Source organism: Pseudomonas sp. PA-7-1E (genome assembly GCF_021605325.1).
Classification (GTDB): Bacteria; Pseudomonadota; Gammaproteobacteria; order Pseudomonadales; family Pseudomonadaceae; genus Aquipseudomonas; species Aquipseudomonas fluorescens_BV.
The window spans coordinates 28,751-43,492 of sequence record NZ_WKFA01000034.1 but is presented as its reverse complement, the minus strand read 5'-3'; the positions used below and the strand labels follow the sequence as shown (position 1 = coordinate 43,492).

At 59.0% G+C, this 14,742-nt stretch carries 16 protein-coding genes and 1 tRNA gene; all 17 read right to left on the bottom strand.

The window, feature by feature from the left end; genetic code table 11:
• Nucleotides 1-4: 4 nt before the first annotated feature.
• The 17 genes from GIW79_RS19780 to GIW79_RS19695 all read right to left on the bottom strand — a co-directional run bounded on the left by GIW79_RS19780 (nucleotide 5) and on the right by GIW79_RS19695 (nucleotide 14,698).
• A complete protein-coding gene (locus GIW79_RS19780; protein ID WP_054897999.1) occupies nucleotides 5-1,717 on the bottom strand; it encodes a ShlB/FhaC/HecB family hemolysin secretion/activation protein in 1,713 nt (570 codons plus the stop codon).
• Nucleotides 1,718-2,115: 398 nt separating this feature from the next.
• Nucleotides 2,116-2,191 (bottom strand) — tRNA-Lys (locus tag GIW79_RS19775).
• A gap of 123 nt (nucleotides 2,192-2,314) precedes the next feature.
• A complete protein-coding gene (queE, locus tag GIW79_RS19770) occupies nucleotides 2,315-2,962 on the bottom strand; it encodes a 7-carboxy-7-deazaguanine synthase QueE (RefSeq protein ID WP_236455364.1) in 648 nt (215 codons plus the stop codon).
• Between the two features lie 164 nt (nucleotides 2,963-3,126).
• Nucleotides 3,127-3,957, bottom strand: coding sequence for a tol-pal system protein YbgF (gene ybgF, locus GIW79_RS19765; protein ID WP_054898000.1), 831 nt, complete (start codon nucleotides 3,955-3,957; stop codon nucleotides 3,127-3,129).
• A 6-nt stretch (nucleotides 3,958-3,963) separates the two neighbouring features.
• The gene (gene pal / locus GIW79_RS19760) at nucleotides 3,964-4,464 is read right to left on the bottom strand and encodes a peptidoglycan-associated lipoprotein Pal (RefSeq protein ID WP_003193861.1); all 501 of its coding nucleotides are present in this window, start codon (nucleotides 4,462-4,464) and stop codon (nucleotides 3,964-3,966) included.
• Nucleotides 4,465-4,519: 55 nt separating this feature from the next.
• The gene (gene tolB / locus GIW79_RS19755) at nucleotides 4,520-5,800 is read right to left on the bottom strand and encodes a Tol-Pal system beta propeller repeat protein TolB (protein WP_032874245.1); all 1,281 of its coding nucleotides are present in this window, start codon (nucleotides 5,798-5,800) and stop codon (nucleotides 4,520-4,522) included.
• 17 nt (nucleotides 5,801-5,817) lie between these two features.
• Nucleotides 5,818-6,891: a cell envelope integrity protein TolA gene (tolA, locus tag GIW79_RS19750; RefSeq protein ID WP_003193863.1), complete on the bottom strand. Its 1,074-nt coding sequence runs from the start codon at nucleotides 6,889-6,891 to the stop codon at nucleotides 5,818-5,820.
• Nucleotides 6,891-7,343 (bottom strand): protein TolR, encoded by a 453-nt coding sequence (gene tolR, locus GIW79_RS19745; RefSeq protein WP_161793227.1) that lies wholly within the window; start codon nucleotides 7,341-7,343, stop codon nucleotides 6,891-6,893. Before tolR ends, tolA begins: the two co-directional genes overlap by 1 nt.
• Before the next feature lie 23 nt (nucleotides 7,344-7,366).
• On the bottom strand, nucleotides 7,367-8,062 hold the full coding sequence (gene tolQ / locus GIW79_RS19740) for a protein TolQ (protein ID WP_003193865.1): 696 nt from the start codon (nucleotides 8,060-8,062) through the stop codon (nucleotides 7,367-7,369).
• A gap of 1 nt (nucleotide 8,063) precedes the next feature.
• Nucleotides 8,064-8,519, bottom strand: a complete 456-nt coding sequence (ybgC, locus tag GIW79_RS19735; RefSeq protein WP_054898001.1) for a tol-pal system-associated acyl-CoA thioesterase — start codon at nucleotides 8,517-8,519, stop codon at nucleotides 8,064-8,066.
• 238 nt (nucleotides 8,520-8,757) lie between these two features.
• Nucleotides 8,758-9,816 (bottom strand): Holliday junction branch migration DNA helicase RuvB, encoded by a 1,059-nt coding sequence (gene ruvB / locus GIW79_RS19725; protein ID WP_003193867.1) that lies wholly within the window; start codon nucleotides 9,814-9,816, stop codon nucleotides 8,758-8,760.
• Entirely contained in the window at nucleotides 9,817-10,428 is a 612-nt protein-coding gene (gene ruvA / locus GIW79_RS19720; RefSeq protein ID WP_236455361.1) for a Holliday junction branch migration protein RuvA, read from the bottom strand.
• 70 nt (nucleotides 10,429-10,498) lie between these two features.
• Entirely contained in the window at nucleotides 10,499-11,023 is a 525-nt protein-coding gene (gene ruvC, locus GIW79_RS19715; protein ID WP_019821257.1) for a crossover junction endodeoxyribonuclease RuvC, read from the bottom strand.
• Between the two features lie 171 nt (nucleotides 11,024-11,194).
• Nucleotides 11,195-11,941 carry a YebC/PmpR family DNA-binding transcriptional regulator gene (locus tag GIW79_RS19710; protein ID WP_034128583.1) on the bottom strand — a complete coding sequence of 249 codons (747 nt, stop codon included), beginning with the start codon at nucleotides 11,939-11,941 and terminating at the stop codon, nucleotides 11,195-11,197.
• A 135-nt stretch (nucleotides 11,942-12,076) separates the two neighbouring features.
• Nucleotides 12,077-13,852 carry an aspartate--tRNA ligase gene (aspS, locus tag GIW79_RS19705; RefSeq protein ID WP_005790914.1) on the bottom strand — a complete coding sequence of 592 codons (1,776 nt, stop codon included), beginning with the start codon at nucleotides 13,850-13,852 and terminating at the stop codon, nucleotides 12,077-12,079.
• 108 nt (nucleotides 13,853-13,960) lie between these two features.
• Nucleotides 13,961-14,182 carry an FmdB family zinc ribbon protein gene (locus tag GIW79_RS19700; RefSeq protein ID WP_003193872.1) on the bottom strand — a complete coding sequence of 74 codons (222 nt, stop codon included), beginning with the start codon at nucleotides 14,180-14,182 and terminating at the stop codon, nucleotides 13,961-13,963.
• Nucleotides 14,183-14,344: 162 nt separating this feature from the next.
• Entirely contained in the window at nucleotides 14,345-14,698 is a 354-nt protein-coding gene (locus GIW79_RS19695) for a ribbon-helix-helix domain-containing protein (protein ID WP_034128584.1), read from the bottom strand.
• Between the last annotated feature and the right edge of the window lie 44 nt (nucleotides 14,699-14,742).

The following is a 14,742-nucleotide window of genomic DNA, read 5'->3' as shown; positions in this document are numbered from 1 at the left end:
TGAATTACAGGAAGAAATCCATGCGGAAGTAGATCGGTGCTTCGCGCTCAAGCAGCGCGGCCGGTCGTTCCAGCGAGTGGGCAAAGGTCACGCTGGTGCTCACGTGTTGGCCGCGGGCGAACAGCTCAAGGGAGTTGCTCGAGACGCGGCCGTGCACTTCGCCGTTGTAGCGACCATTGCGGATCACGCCTTGGTCGTAGCCCACGCTGGCACCGTACTCGCCGAACACCGGGCGCAGCCAACCGAGGGTCACCGGGCGGCTCCAGCGCAGGTCATTGCGCCAGTAACCGCCGCTGTCGCCGGTCAGTTGCTGATCCTTGTAGCCGCGTACCGACGCCGAGCCACCGAGGCTCATGCGCTGGGGGCTGAACAGCACGTCTTCGCTGCGTTGGCCGGTGGCCAGGCTGGTGAAACTGAACGACTCGCCCCACAGCGTGAAGGGTTGCAGGTAGCTGACGGTGGCGGTGTACTTGCGGTAGCGCGCATCCGGCACGCCAGGCAGGGGGTTATGATTGCCTTGGGCGTCGAAGGCGCCGGTGCCGTTTTGCATGCCCACATCGACGTTGACGAACGCACTGCCGATACGACGACCATGGTTGATGCCCAACTGCAGTTCACTGAGGCGGTTGCTGCTCTCTTTGAGGCGGCTGCTATCGATGTAGTTGTTGGTTCGCAGGTGGGACAAGCCGACGTTGAGCGACGTCTTGCTCACGGCATCACGGTGGATCACCCGCTCAGCGCGTAACTGATGGTTTTCACTGTCACCGGTTTGCTTGAAGTCGAAACCGTCGCCCTGGACGACCGAACGGTAATCGCTCTGGTTGTAGCTGTAGCTGAAGTTCCACCACCCCCAGGGAACGTTGTAGTAGAGCATCGCGTTCTTGGAAGTTTTCTGATGGTCGCTGACCGCGTCATGGCCGCCGCGCAGAATCAGCTGATCGGCCAGGCCCAGCGGGCTGTCCCATTCAAAGCCGGTGCCCCACTGCTGTTCGCCGGTGCTTTTCTGGCCGTCGTTGTTACGTGAAAGGCTGGCGCGCCATGGCTTTTGCGGGGTGTTTTTGACCAATACCGAGCTGCCGCCCACGGCCTCGCCCGGGGTCAGCTCCATTTGGGCTTGATTGGACGGCAAGCGATTGAGTTGGTCGACGGCCTGCTCGATTTCTCGCAGGTTCAATATCTCGCCGCTTTTGCCGGGAAAGGCCATGGCCAGCTCGCGGTCCGTCAACTTGCTGTTGTCGGCGCCCTTCAAGCCTTCGAGTTTGCCCTCCACCACCAGCACTTGCAGATGCCCCTTGGACATGTCCTGTTGCGGCAAGTAGGCGCGACTCGTCATCAGGCCCTTGTCGATGTAGAAGTCGGTGAGGTCTTTGAGCAGGGCGTTGAGTTGTGAGACGCCCAGGCATTGACCGGTGTACGGTTTGAGCAGACGCTCGCGTTCAGGGGCAGGCAGGTGGTCGGCCCCCTGGAGTTCAATGGTTTGGATCGGGAAGCAACGGCTGTCCACCGGGGCTGCTGGCGCTTCGGGCCTGGCCTCTTTGCCGGGCAGTTCCTTGAGTTGTTCAAGGCGGCGTTGCTGATCTTCCAACAGGCGGTTTTGCCGGTCGCGGATCAGGTCCTGATCACCCGGAAGGGTTGCCGCCATCACGCTGGGGGAGGCGAGGCAGACAAGCAGGGCAATGCTCAGTGAATACCGAGTCCGTGGCGGTTGGGAATTCATGTTCGATCCATCGAATTTACGAAGGGTGGCAAACTAACATCGACCGCGTTTCTCGCCAATAAACTGACCCACCTTTAGGTAACGCCCTAAAAAAACTGTAACTAGCTGACGAATAAAGAAAATAATCGAATAAGAATGGATATTGCTTGAAGTTATTGGTTGTTTTCCGACCAGCGGTATCAGATTTGATACACATTGAGCACCCACACGAACGCCCGGACTATTGGGTCAGCACCGGTCCGCATATGAATATTTGAATTTAAGGAATTTTTGAACGACAACGGAAATTTGCGCAGACGTTGACCCAACGTCGACTCGGGCAGGCCAAATCACAGGCAAAAAAAAACCCGGAAATCCTCACTTGCGTGGGCCTTCCGGATTTTCTAAACCGCCAAAAATGGTGGGTCGTGTGGGATTCGAACCTACGACCAATTGGTTAAAAGCCAACTGCTCTACCAACTGAGCTAACGACCCGCTGTGTGGTGGCGCGTATAATACTGATTTCTAAGGATTATTCAACACCTTATTTTAAATAAATCAGAAAAAACGCATTTGAACGGTAATTCGGTGGGTAGAACGCCTAAAGCAGCAGCCGAATCAGCGCCCCGGCTCGTCGTTCCACAGGTACTTATGCAGCTGCAATTGCAGGCGTACCGGCAGGTTGTCCGCCACTACCCAATCCGCCAGGTCACGGGCATTCAGGTCGTGATGGTTTGGCGAGAACAGCACCTCGCCCGCACGACGCTCCAGGCCATACTGGATCAGCTTGGAGGTGGCCCAGTCATAATCGTCACGTGAACAGATGACGAACTTGACCTGATCGTTGGCCGTCAGCAAGTCCATGTTCTCGTAGCGGTTGCGGTGGGCTTCCTTGGAATCCGGGGTCTTGAGGTCAACCACTCGGCTGACGCGCGGGTCGACCGCAGAGATGTCCAGGGCGCCACTGGTTTCCAGCGAGACCTCGTAACCGGCATCACACAGCTGTTTGAGCAACGGAATGGCGTTGGGTTGCGCCAGAGGCTCACCGCCCGTCACGCAGACGTAGCGCGGCCGGTAACCGGCAACCTGTTCCAGGATGTCGTCGAGGGTGCGCACAGTGCCGCCGCTGAAGGCGTAGGCGCTGTCACAGTATTGGCAACGCAACGGGCAGCCGGTGAGCCGTACAAATACGGTGGGCAGGCCAGCAGTGCGCGTTTCACCCTGCAACGAGTAAAAGACTTCGGTAATACGTAGTGTGTCTTGCATAGTCGCCACGGGCGTAACAGCTAAACAGGCTGTCCGCCTCCGTCAGGCACTTCAAGGGATTGCGCCAACGCGTCAACCCCAGGAAGCGTGTTTCATAAAAGGGCGTGGATTCTAACGAAAAAACCCGCGACAAGCGCGGGTTTCTTCTGAACGGGCTGCATTGCTTACAAGCGTTGCAGGTCCCGCTGGGCCAACTGCGCCGCGGAGGTACCCGGATACTGGGCAACCACCTGCTGCAGAATACCTTTGACCTTGTCGGTGTGACCCAGGCGGCGTTCTACGTCAGCGAGTTTGTACAGCGAATCCGGAACCTTGGCGTGCTTGGGGTACAGCTGGCTGACCTTGGCAAAAGCCTGGCCCGCGCCCTGCAAATCACCCTTTGCCAGGTTGACCTCACCCAACCAGTACTGGGCATTGCCCGCGTACTGGCTGTTGGGGTACTTGCGCAGGAAAGCGGTGAAGGCCTGACTGGCTTTATCGAAATCCTTGGCCTTGATCAGGTCGAAGGCTGCATCGTAATACAGTTTTTCCTTCGCTGGATCGCCCGGTTCGCTGCTGGCGGCAGGAGCTGCAGCGGCGGCCCCCGCTGCTGCGCCACCGGCAGCGGCACTGGGTGCGCCACCGGTAGAAGAATTATCAGGAGTAGCGGCAGGTGCAACACCGGCTCCAATACGACGGTCAAGATCCTGGTAACGCTCCAGGCCTTCTTGCTTCAGCTGGTTCACCTGGTTCTGCAGTACTTCAATGGCGCCTTGTTGCTGGGCCAATTGATCCTGCATGCGTTGCAGCTGGTTGAACAGTTCGCCCTGTGCCGAGGGAGCGGACGTAGCCGCTCCCCCCGCATAGGCGCCGTTCGTGCCATAACCCGCTGGCGGATAACTGCTCCCGCTATTGTTATAGCCTGAGTTGCTATCCGTTACAGGAACCGCAGCCCACACCGCAAGCGGTGCGAAGCTGAGAGCCAATACAGTTAGAGCACGACGGCACGTTCGCATGACGAATTACTTACGCAGTTCGACGCGACGGTTCTGAGCCCACGACTGTTCGTCGTTGCCAGTTGCAACTGGACGCTCTTTACCGTAGGAAACCAGTTCCAGTTGGCCTGGAGCAACACCTTGCAGTACCAGGTAGCGCTGAACGGCTTTCGCACGACGCTCGCCCAGTGCCATGTTGTACTCACGAGTACCACGGGCGTCAGTGTTACCTTCCAGAACAACGCGAGCGCCGTTAGCTTTCAGGTCCTTGGCGTGAACGTCCAGAGCGCGCATGGCTTCTGGCTTCAGGTCCGAACTGTCGTATTCGAAGTAGAAAGTGGTGATAGCGCGCAGAGCAGCTTCTTCGCTCAGGGAGCCGTCGACCGCACCAGTGTTGGCGCCGTAACCAGCGTTTGGATCAACAGCTGCGCCTTCACCGGCATTGTCGCCGCCTTTAGAGGAGCAACCAACGGCTACGGACAGAGCCAGAGCCAGAGCAGCAAACTTACCAAACTTCAGCATTTCCATCGTGAAACTCCTAATGAACCCCAGTGTGTTAAGTACTTCTTTTTGTAGCGCCGCGTCAGTTCAGGTAAGGGGACCAGGATGGTTCTCTGACTTCGCCTTGTGCGGTAGGAAGTGGGAGCCTTACGCGTCCGTTGATGGACACGAGCATCAAGACTCCCCGGCCCTGCTGGCGGGTGGCGTAGATTACCATGGTGCCGTTGGGCGCAACAGTGGCTGACTCATCAAGGTTGGTATCTGTAAGGATTTTTACGGTTCCGCGCTGCAAATCCTGGGCCGCAACCCGGAAATTAGTGAAACCATCCTGACGGTGAATCATCACCAACGTCTTTTCATCGGCCGAAAGCTTGGGGTTGGCGTTGTAGTTACCAATAAAGGTCACACGTTCCGCACCGCCGCCGTTCACATTTGCCTTGTAGACCTGAGGCTTGCCGCCACGGTCGGAGGTGAAGTAGATGGTCGAGCCATCCTTGCCCCAGAACGGTTCGGTGTTGATGCCCGGGCCGCTGGTCACACGCGAGAGTTGACGCGAGGCCATGTTCATCACGTAGATATCCGGGTTGCCGTCCTTGGACAGCACGAAAGCCAGGCGCGAACCGTCCGGCGACCAGGCTGGCGCACCGTTGAGGCCTTCGAAGTTGGTGATCTGCTCACGACGGCCAGTATCGATGTGCTGCACAAAGATACGCGGGCGACGCTGTTCGAACGATACGTAGGCAATACGCTTGCCGTCCGGCGCGAAGCGCGGCGACAGGATTGGCTCACGGGACTGCAGCAAGGTCACTGCACGAGCACCGTCGTAGTCCGAACGCTGCAGGGTGTAGCGGGTATTGTCTACAGAGAAACGCTCAGCCGTGACATACAGTAGGCGCGTCGAGAACGCCCCCTTGATACCGGTGAGTTTTTCAAACGACTGGTCCGAGATGTAGTGAGCCATGTCGCGCAGTTGTTCGGCGGTACCCGATACGCTGCCGGTCAAGACCTGCTGCTCGGTGGCCACGTTGAACAACGTGTACTGGATCTGCAGGCGACCGCCGGCCGGCGTGATGCTGCCGACCATCAGGTACTGGGCACCCACCGCCTTCCAGTCACGGAAGATGACTTCGCTGGCCTGGGTTGGCTGGCTGATCATGTTGCCTTTTGGAATCGGCGCGTAGTAACCGGAGTTACGCAGGTCGTCGCTGACGATCTGGGCCATGTCGTCCGGCAGCACGCTGCCGCCCTGCCAACCGAACGGCACGACTGCAATCGGGGTGGCCCGATCACTGCCGCTGGTTACCAGGATGTTCTTTTCATCCGCCGCCGCTATCCCTGCCATACAGCAAATAACGACAAGCATTCCTCGAAGAAGGTTTCTCACAAGGCTAGATCCTCAGGTGTGAATGTCATCTTGAATGAACGATAGGGAGCGAAGTCACTTGGTTTCATTCCCTGCATCTCGGTCAACCGGCCAATATTCTTGACCGCGGCAACCGCCGAACTGTCGAACGAACCGTCACCACTGGACTTGGCCACGCTGACCGAAGTCACCGTACCGTCCGGCAACATGCCGATCTGCAGCACTACTGTCATGCCTTTACGTGCCGAAGGTGGACGTGTCCAACCTTCCGCTGCCCGCGCCCGAATCAGGTCGTCGAAACTGCCCGCGACTTCATCGCCACGCTCATCGGCCAAGGCTTGCTGACGCTGCGGCGTGTCGGAAAGCAAATCTGCCAGGGCCTGGGCCTTTTTCTCTTCGGCGGATTTGCGTGCTGCTTCCTGGGCCTTTTTCTTGGAGGCGTCGGCGGCAGCTTTCTTCTTCGCTTCGTCGGCGACTTTCTTCTTCGCCTCGTCTGCTTCAGCTTTTTTCTTGGCGTCTTCGGCGGCTTTCTTTTTCGCGTCTTCGACTATCTTTTTCTTGGCTTCTTCAGCGGCCTTTTTCTTGGCCTCTTCTTCGGCAGCCTTCTTGGCTTCTTCTTCCGATTTCTTCTTGGCTATATCAGCCAATTGTTTCTCTTCGGCCTTTTTCGCTTCGGCAGCTTTCTCGGCTTTCTTGGCTTCATCAGCCTTTTTAGCCTCGTCGGCCTTCTTGGCTTCGTCAGCCTTTTTCGATTCCTCGGCCTTTTGAGCCGCCTCTTCTTTCTTTTGTTCCGCAGCAGCCTTCACCGCTTCCTGCTCGACCTTCTTCTGTTCCATCTGCTCGACTTCAGTCTGGCGCGCGGCCGACTTCTGGGCCTCACCCGCAATCTTCTGATTGGTCTGGGTGGTGGCCTGACTTTTCGATTTCAGCTGATACAGGGTCGCCTGCACGATCGGCTTGGCTGGCGGCAGGTCCGGGGTCATGGCAAAGCTGACGAACAGCATGCCGAACACCAGGACGTGCAGGGCAATTGCCCACACGCCAGGCCAGAAGTAGCTTTCCGAGGCGGACGGCTCTCGCTGTTGCTGCATCAGGGCGCCTCGGTAATCAAGCCAACGTTACCGACGCCGGCCTTCTGCAGCCCGCCCATGGCGCCCATGACGGAGCCGTAGTCGACCGATTTGTCACCCCGGATAAACACCTGGGTGTGCTTGCCGCCTTCGTTGCCGGAGCGAATGATCTTGGTCACCGCATCGGTCATGGCCGGCAAGGTCAGGGCCTTGTCCTGCTGCTTTTGCGTGTCGACTTCGCTGCCAAGGTTCCAGTAATAGGTCTTGTCAGCCTTGATCGAAATGGTCAGGACCTGAGTGTTGTTGTCCTGCGGCAAGGCTTCACTGGAAACCTTGGGCAGATCAACTTTCACGCCCTGGTTGAGCATCGGCGCGGTCACCATGAAGATCACCAGCAGCACCAGCATCACGTCGATGTAGGGCACTACGTTCATCTCGGCGACCGGCTTGCGCTTTTTGCGAGCTCGAGCGATTAAAGCCATTGGGAATTACCTGCTTATTCTTCGCTGGTGTGCACTTTACGGTGCAGGATCGCCTGGAATTCATCGGCGAAGGTGTAGTAACGGCCGATCAAGGTTTCGCTGGTTGCGGCAAAACGGTTGTAGGCGATTACTGCGGGGATAGCGGCGAACAGGCCGATCGCGGTGGCGATCAGTGCTTCGGCAATACCCGGGGCCACGGTGGCCAGTGTGGCTTGCTGCGCCTGGGCCAGGCCACGGAAGGAGTTCATGATGCCCCATACGGTACCGAACAGGCCGATGTACGGGCTGACAGAACCCACGGTGGCAAGGAACGGCAGGCCCTGCTCAAGTTTCTCTTCTTCGCGGGAGATGGCCACGCGCATGGCACGGGCCACACCTTCCATCACCGCTTCAGGATCGACACCCGGCTGTTGGCGCAAGCGCGAGAACTCCTTGAAACCGGCACGGAAGATCTGCTCGACGCCCGAATCCGGGTCCGGGTTGCTGCCGGCCTGGCGGTACAGTTTGGACAGGTCGATACCCGACCAGAAGCGCTCTTCAAAGCTCTCCAGGGCACGTCGACCGGCGCGCAACATGTTGCTGCGCTGAAAAATCATGACCCAAGAGGTAACCGATGCGGCTACCAGGGTCAGCATGACCAGTTGAACCACGACACTGGCATTGCTGACCAGGCTCCACATGGAGGAATGGTCGACGACGGTAGGTTCCACGCTAAATCTCCTGCTTTGGTTGTTGACCCGCGCCGCTCACGGCGGCAAAGGCCGCGCGTAGAGTTTCGGGAATGGCCCGAGGTTTCAAGCTGTTGGTGCGCACACACGCCACCAGGAACTGCCCCTCACAGAGCAGCGTTGCATCCGTGGCCCGCCTGACCTGCTGTTTGAAACGCAGGCTGGCACGGTTCAATTCGATGACTTCAGCACTGACCAGCAACTCATCGTCCAGTCGCGCCGGCGCGTAATACCGCGCCTCGCTGGAATGCACGACGAATAACAGGTCCTCGCCTACCAGCTCGGACTGGGCAAAACCCAACTCCCGCAGCCGCTCGGTTCGAGCCCGTTCCATGAATTTCAGGTAATTGACGTAATAAACGATGCCGCCGGCATCGGTGTCCTCGTAATAAACGCGACAGCGATGTGCGAACGACTGATCCCCGTTTTGCGCGCGCATACTCTAGTGCTTACTCCTCAGGTTGCCAATTGGCTGGGCAACTGTTTTTTCATTCCTGAACGCTTTCAAATGACGACGCCAGACACTGGGACAGCACAAAGCTCGGATAAATCACCCCACATGACAAATACCCTGTAGGAGCGAGCTTGCTCGCGAAGAACCTGAGCACGCCGCGTATAACCAGACATACCGCGTTATCGTTGGCGTTTTTCGCGAGCAAGCTCGCTCCTGCAATTTTTTAATCGTCCACTGCATCGAGGAATTCGTCTACCACGGGCATCTCTCCCAATCGTGACGGAATGTTTAGCCCGAAGTGCAAATAGGCATGACGCGTCACCACCCTGCCCCGCGGGGTTCGCATGATGTAGCCCTGCTGAATCAGGTACGGTTCCAGAACATCCTCAATGGTATGGCGCTCCTCACTGATGGCTGCGGCCAGGCTGTCCACGCCGACCGGGCCACCGTCGAATTTCTCGATCATGGTCAAAAGTAGGCGTCGATCTTGGTGATCAAAACCATGTTCGTCCACATCCAGCAGGTTCAAGGCCAGGTCCGCCACGGCCTTGGTGATGTGGCCCTTGGCACGCACCTCGGCAAAGTCTCGCACGCGGCGCAGCAAACGGTTGGCAATTCGTGGCGTACCGCGAGCGCGTCGAGCGATTTCAAAGGCGCCTTCCGGGTCCAGGGGCAAGCCGAGGATACTCGCCGACCGGCTGACAATGGTCGCCAGATCGGCGGTGCTATAGAACTCTAGACGTTGAACAATGCCGAAACGGTCTCGCAGCGGGTTGGTCAACATGCCCGCGCGGGTGGTCGCGCCCACCAGGGTAAAGGGCGGCAGGTCGAGTTTGATCGAACGGGCCGCCGGGCCTTCGCCGATCATGATGTCGAGCTGGAAGTCTTCCATGGCTGGGTACAGCACTTCTTCGACAATCGGCGACAAGCGATGGATTTCGTCGATAAACAGCACGTCATGGGGTTCAAGATTGGTCAGCAACGCGGCCAAGTCGCCAGGACGCTCAAGCACCGGGCCGGAGGTGGACTTGATCGACACGCCCATTTCCTGGGCGATGATATTGGCCAGAGTGGTCTTGCCCAAACCCGGCGGGCCGAAGATCAGGGTGTGGTCCAGGGACTCACTGCGCCCGCGAGCGGCCTGGATAAACAGCTCCATCTGCTCGCGCACGGTGGGCTGGCCGATGTATTCGGCCAGGCTCAACGGGCGGATGGCCCGGTCCTGGACTTCTTCACGGTCACGCGGGCCGGTGGCCGCGATCAGACGATCGGCTTCAATCACTTAAATCATTCCCTTCAGGGCACGGCGAATCATGTCTTCAGCGCTCAGGTTCTTGTCCTTGATGGCCGATACGGCCTTGCTGGCTTCCTGAGGCTTGTAGCCCAGGGAGATCAGCGCATTGACGGCATCGCTCTCGGCGTTGGCGACCTGGGCCGCCGGCATATCCGGCTGGTTCGGTACCAGGGCGAACATGCTCGGCACCACCTCCCAGGCTTTGAAGCGGTCCTTGAGCTCGACCAACAAGCGCTCGGCGGTCTTCTTGCCCACCCCCGGCACCTTGGTCAGGGCCGAGGTATCCTGGGCCGATACAGCCCGGACCAATTCATCCACTTCCAGGCTCGACATCAAGGCCAGGGCCAATTTGGGCCCCACGCCATTGAGACGAATCAGCTCGCGGAAGAAATCGCGGTCACGCTTGCCGATGAAACCATAGAGTAGTTGCGCGTCTTCGCGCACCACTAAATGAGTGTGCAAGGTTATCGGCTCGCCGACCGACGGCAGGCGATACAGGGTGGTCATGGGCACTTCCAGCTCATAACCCAACCCATTCACATCCAGAATCAGGTGCAGCGGCTGTTTCTCAGCCAGGGTGCCGCGCAAGCGTCCAATCACGGTTCAGATCCTTAAAGCTTGGGGGTCAGATCGGAGCCTGACCGCAAAAATAACGATTGCGCTGATGCTATCAGAGACGCAGCCGCCCGCCACGACTACGTGCTGCGCCCAAGCCGTGAGGCAACAGGCTGGAGCGGGTATGGGCATGGCAAATGGCGATGGCCAGGGCATCCGAGGCGTCGATCTGCGGCTTTGAAGTGAGCTTGAGCATGTGCATGACCATCATTTGCACCTGCTCCTTGTTGGCGCCACCGGTGCCGACCACGGCCTGCTTGACCTGGGTCGCGGTGTATTCAGCGATCTCCATGCCCTCCTCGGCACCTGCCACGATGGCAGCGCCCCGGGCCTGCCCGAGCTTCAACGCCGAGTCGGCATTCTTGGCCATGAAGACTTTCTCTATGCCCATGGTGACCGGGCCGTAGGTCTGGATGACTTCACGTACGCCGCGATAGACGATCTGCAGCCGCTCGGCCAATTCCCCTGCGCCAGTGCGGATGCAGCCCGAGGCGACGTACACACAGCCGCGTGGGGTCTGCTGCACCACGCCAAAACCGGTGATGCGCGAACCGGGGTCGATACCTAGGATTAAAGTCATAACGCCTGCGGGTTGGATTTACAACGGTATGTGCCAGGCACACATTTGTGTAACAGCATAGAAGCCCTGTGGGAGCTGGCTTGCCTGCAATGCGGGCACCTCGGTGCTTCTGTCAAATCGAGGTGATGCTATCGCAGGCAAGCCAGCTCCCACAGCGGATATTCATCGTTCTTAAGCGAGCTGTTCGGCCACAGACTCAGGGATGTCGGCATTCGAATACACATTCTGCACGTCATCCAGATCTTCAAGCATGTCCAGCAGCTTCAGCACCTTCTGGGCACCGTCCAGGTCCAGTTCGGCACTGGTGGTCGGCAGCATCACGATCTCCGCGTCGGTGCCGCTGAAACCAGCGGCTTCCAGGGCATTACGCACGGCGTAGAAGCTGGCGAACGAGGTGAACACATCGATGGAGCCGTCTTCGTTGGTGACCACGTCATCGGCATCCGCTTCCATCGCGGCTTCCATCAGCGCGTCTTCATCAGTGCCCGGTGCGAAGGTGATCTGCCCCTTGCGCTCGAACAGGTAGGCCACCGAGCCGTCCGTGCCAAGGTTGCCGCCACACTTGCTGAACGCATGGCGCACGGCTGCCGCGGTACGGTTGCGGTTGTCGGTCATGCATTCGACCATCACCGCCACACCGCCCGGGCCGTAGCCTTCATAGGTCAGCTCGACCATATCGTCGGTGTCGGCCGCACCAGCACCACGGGCCACGGCGCGGTCGATGATGTCGCGGCTCATGTTGGCGCCCAGCGCCTTGTCCAGCGCCAGGCGCAGACGCGGGTTGGAGCCCGGGTCACCGCCACCCTGACGGGCAGCGACGGTCAGTTCGCGAATCCACTTGGTGAAGATCTTGCCTTTCTTGGCATCCTGACGCTCTTTGCGGTGCTTGATGTTCGCCCACTTGGAATGGCCAGCCATAACACAACTCCGAATTCTCTAGAAACCTTATCAATCCCGCCCCAGGCGAGATTTCCCTCTTTTAAACGCAAAGGCGCATCCGAAGATGCGCCTTTTTGACTGCGTACAACCTTATCGCGCTTTCACGCTGCAGCCTTACTCAGCCTTCGGCGTCTCGCGCAGGCGGATGTGCAGCTCGCGCAGTGCCTTGGCATCAACCACACCCGGAGCCTGGGTCATGACGTCCGCAGCGCTCTGGGTTTTCGGGAAGGCGATCACTTCACGGATCGACTGGGCGCCGGTCATCAGCATCACCAGACGGTCCAGGCCGAACGCCAGGCCACCGTGCGGCGGCGCACCGTATTTCAGGGCGTCGAGCAGGAAGCCGAATTTCTCTTCCTGTTCCGCTTCGTTGATGCCCAGCAGGCGGAAGACCGCTTGTTGCATCTCTTTGCGGTGGATACGGATCGAACCGCCACCCAGTTCAGTACCGTTCAACACCATGTCGTAGGCACGGGACAGCGCGCCTGCAGGGTTGGCTTCCAGCTCTTGCGGGGAGCACTTCGGTGCGGTGAACGGGTGGTGCAAGGCGCTGAAGCTGCCGTCGTCGTTCTCTTCGAACATCGGGAAGTCCACAACCCACATCGGCGCCCATTCGCAGGTCAGCAGGTTCAGGTCGTGACCGAGCTTGATACGCAGCGCGCCCAGGGCCTCGCTGACGATCTTGGCCTTGTCGGCGCCGAAGAACACGATGTCGCCATCCACCGCACCGACGCGATCGAGGATCGTGTTCAGGTTGGCTTCAGGGATGTTTTTCACGATCGGCGATTGCAGGCCGTCGACACCGTTGGCGCGCTCGTTGACCTTGATGTACGCCAGGCCCTTGGCACCGTAGATGCCGACGAACTTGGTGTAGTCGTCGATCTGCTTGCGCGGCATGCTCGCGCCGCCAGGCACACGCAGGGCGGCGATGCGGCATTTAGGATCGTTGGCCGGGCCGCTGAACACCTTGAAGTCGACGTCCTTGAGCTGGTCGGCCACGTCCACCAGCTCCAGCGGGTTACGCAGGTCTGGCTTGTCGGAACCGTAGCGGCGCATGGCTTCTTCGAAGGTCATGTGCGGGAACTCGCCGAACTCCAGGTCCAGGACTTCCTTGAACAGGTTGCGGATCATCTGCTCGGTCAGGCCCATGATCTCTTTTTCATCGAGGAAGCTGGTCTCGATGTCGATCTGGGTGAATTCCGGCTGGCGATCGGCACGCAGGTCTTCGTCACGGAAGCACTTGGCGATCTGGTAGTAGCGGTCGAAACCAGCCACCATCAGCAGTTGCTTGAACAGCTGCGGCGATTGCGGCAAGGCGAAGAAGCTGCCGGCATGGGTACGGCTCGGTACCAGGTAGTCGCGCGCGCCTTCCGGGGTGGCCCGGGTGAGGATCGGGGTTTCGACGTCGAGGAAGCCGTTTTCATCCAGGAAGCGGCGGATGCTGGTGGTCATGCGCGAGCGCAGGCGCAGCTTCTCGGCCATTTCCGGACGACGCAGGTCCAGGAAACGGTAGCGCAGGCGAGTTTCTTCGCCCACGTCGGAGTATTCGTTGAGCGGGAACGGCGGGGTTTCCGACTCGTTCAGCACTTCCAGCTCATAGCCCAGCACTTCGATGCCGCCGGACGCCATGTTCTTGTTCACGGCACCGGCCGGACGCAGGCGTACCTTGCCGGTGATCTTCACGACGTATTCGCTGCGCACGCGGTCGGCGGCGGCGAAGCTTTCGGCGCGGTCCGGGTCGAACACTACCTGGGCCAGACCATCACGGTCACGGATATCGAGGAAGATTACCCCGCCGTGGTCGCGGCGACGGTGAACCCATCCGCAAAGGGTGATTTCCTGACCTTCCAGGGTCTCGTTCAGTTGGCCGCAATAGTGGCTGCGCATCATGGTCGTGGTTTCACTTCTCGTAATTCGAAATTCGGTGGCAGGCCCGCCTCGTCACCGCACATTAAAGCAGGGGACGGATAATGCAGGAGCCTGCGCGTAGAGTTCAACTCAGTCTGCTTTGTCGCCGCCGGCCAGGTTCTTCTTGGCACCGGTCTTGAAATCAGTCTCGTACCAGCCGCTGCCGCTCAGGCGGAAGCCCGGCATGGACAACATCTTCTTCAACTCAGGTGCCTGGCAGGCAGGGCAATCGACCAGCGGCGCGGCGCTGATCTTCTGAATGGCTTCCAACTGATGACCACAGGAAGCGCATTGATAGTCGTACATGGGCATGGAGATGTCTCGGCGATCAGATCGTTACAGCGCCACGCCCTGCCCTGTGCATAAAGCCCGGCATGCGCAGCAAAGCGCGGGATTATATCTGGTAAATCAATACAGCGCAGCCGGCTTTGTGCCCAGGACCCGGCCCGTCGGGCTGAAGGCCCGGCCATCGGACTACTGCGCGAGCGTATCCCCGGACGTGAGGGCGCCCCGACCTTTGAGGACGTGAACCACGCACACCACCCTCACCAGCCCACTGAAGTTCTTCACGCCTCCGTAACGCAAATGCACTTCCCGATCGACATAGGACAACAGCGCACTGACCGAACAGGTATTGAGCCTGGCGATTTCCGTCAGGATATTCCAATAGATCTGTTCAAGCCGCAGGCAGGTAGAAAACCCATTGAGCCTGACCGAACGGGACAGTGGCTTGGCCAGCCCCATATCAAAACCCTTGGTAAAAGGGTCGACCTTTATCTTGTGAAAACCACAGGCTTCCATCATTCCCTTACCCACTCCACGTGACATACACCTGACACTCCATTGCCAAACAGCAGCCAATGGGCTTCTCC

Coding starts and splice junctions, on each gene's coding strand:
- tolA (WP_003193863.1), bottom strand. CDS start 6,891: ATGCAGCAACAGCGAGAGCCGTCCGCCTCGGAAAGCTACTTCTGGCCT.
- pal (WP_003193861.1), bottom strand. CDS start 4,464: ATGGAAATGCTGAAGTTTGGTAAGTTTGCTGCTCTGGCTCTGGCTCTG.
- ybgC (WP_054898001.1), bottom strand. CDS start 8,519: ATGCGCGCGCAAAACGGGGATCAGTCGTTCGCACATCGCTGTCGCGTT.
- GIW79_RS19710 (WP_034128583.1), bottom strand. CDS start 11,941: ATGGCTGGCCATTCCAAGTGGGCGAACATCAAGCACCGCAAAGAGCGT.
- ybgF (WP_054898000.1), bottom strand. CDS start 3,957: ATGCGAACGTGCCGTCGTGCTCTAACTGTATTGGCTCTCAGCTTCGCA.
- ruvC (WP_019821257.1), bottom strand. CDS start 11,023: ATGACTTTAATCCTAGGTATCGACCCCGGTTCGCGCATCACCGGTTTT.
- GIW79_RS19695 (WP_034128584.1), bottom strand. CDS start 14,698: ATGTCACGTGGAGTGGGTAAGGGAATGATGGAAGCCTGTGGTTTTCAC.
- GIW79_RS19780 (WP_054897999.1), bottom strand. CDS start 1,717: ATGAATTCCCAACCGCCACGGACTCGGTATTCACTGAGCATTGCCCTG.
- tolB (WP_032874245.1), bottom strand. CDS start 5,800: ATGCTTGTCGTTATTTGCTGTATGGCAGGGATAGCGGCGGCGGATGAA.
- aspS (WP_005790914.1), bottom strand. CDS start 13,852: ATGATGCGCAGCCACTATTGCGGCCAACTGAACGAGACCCTGGAAGGT.
- GIW79_RS19700 (WP_003193872.1), bottom strand. CDS start 14,182: ATGCCCATGTACGACTATCAATGCGCTTCCTGTGGTCATCAGTTGGAA.
- queE (WP_236455364.1), bottom strand. CDS start 2,962: ATGCAAGACACACTACGTATTACCGAAGTCTTTTACTCGTTGCAGGGT.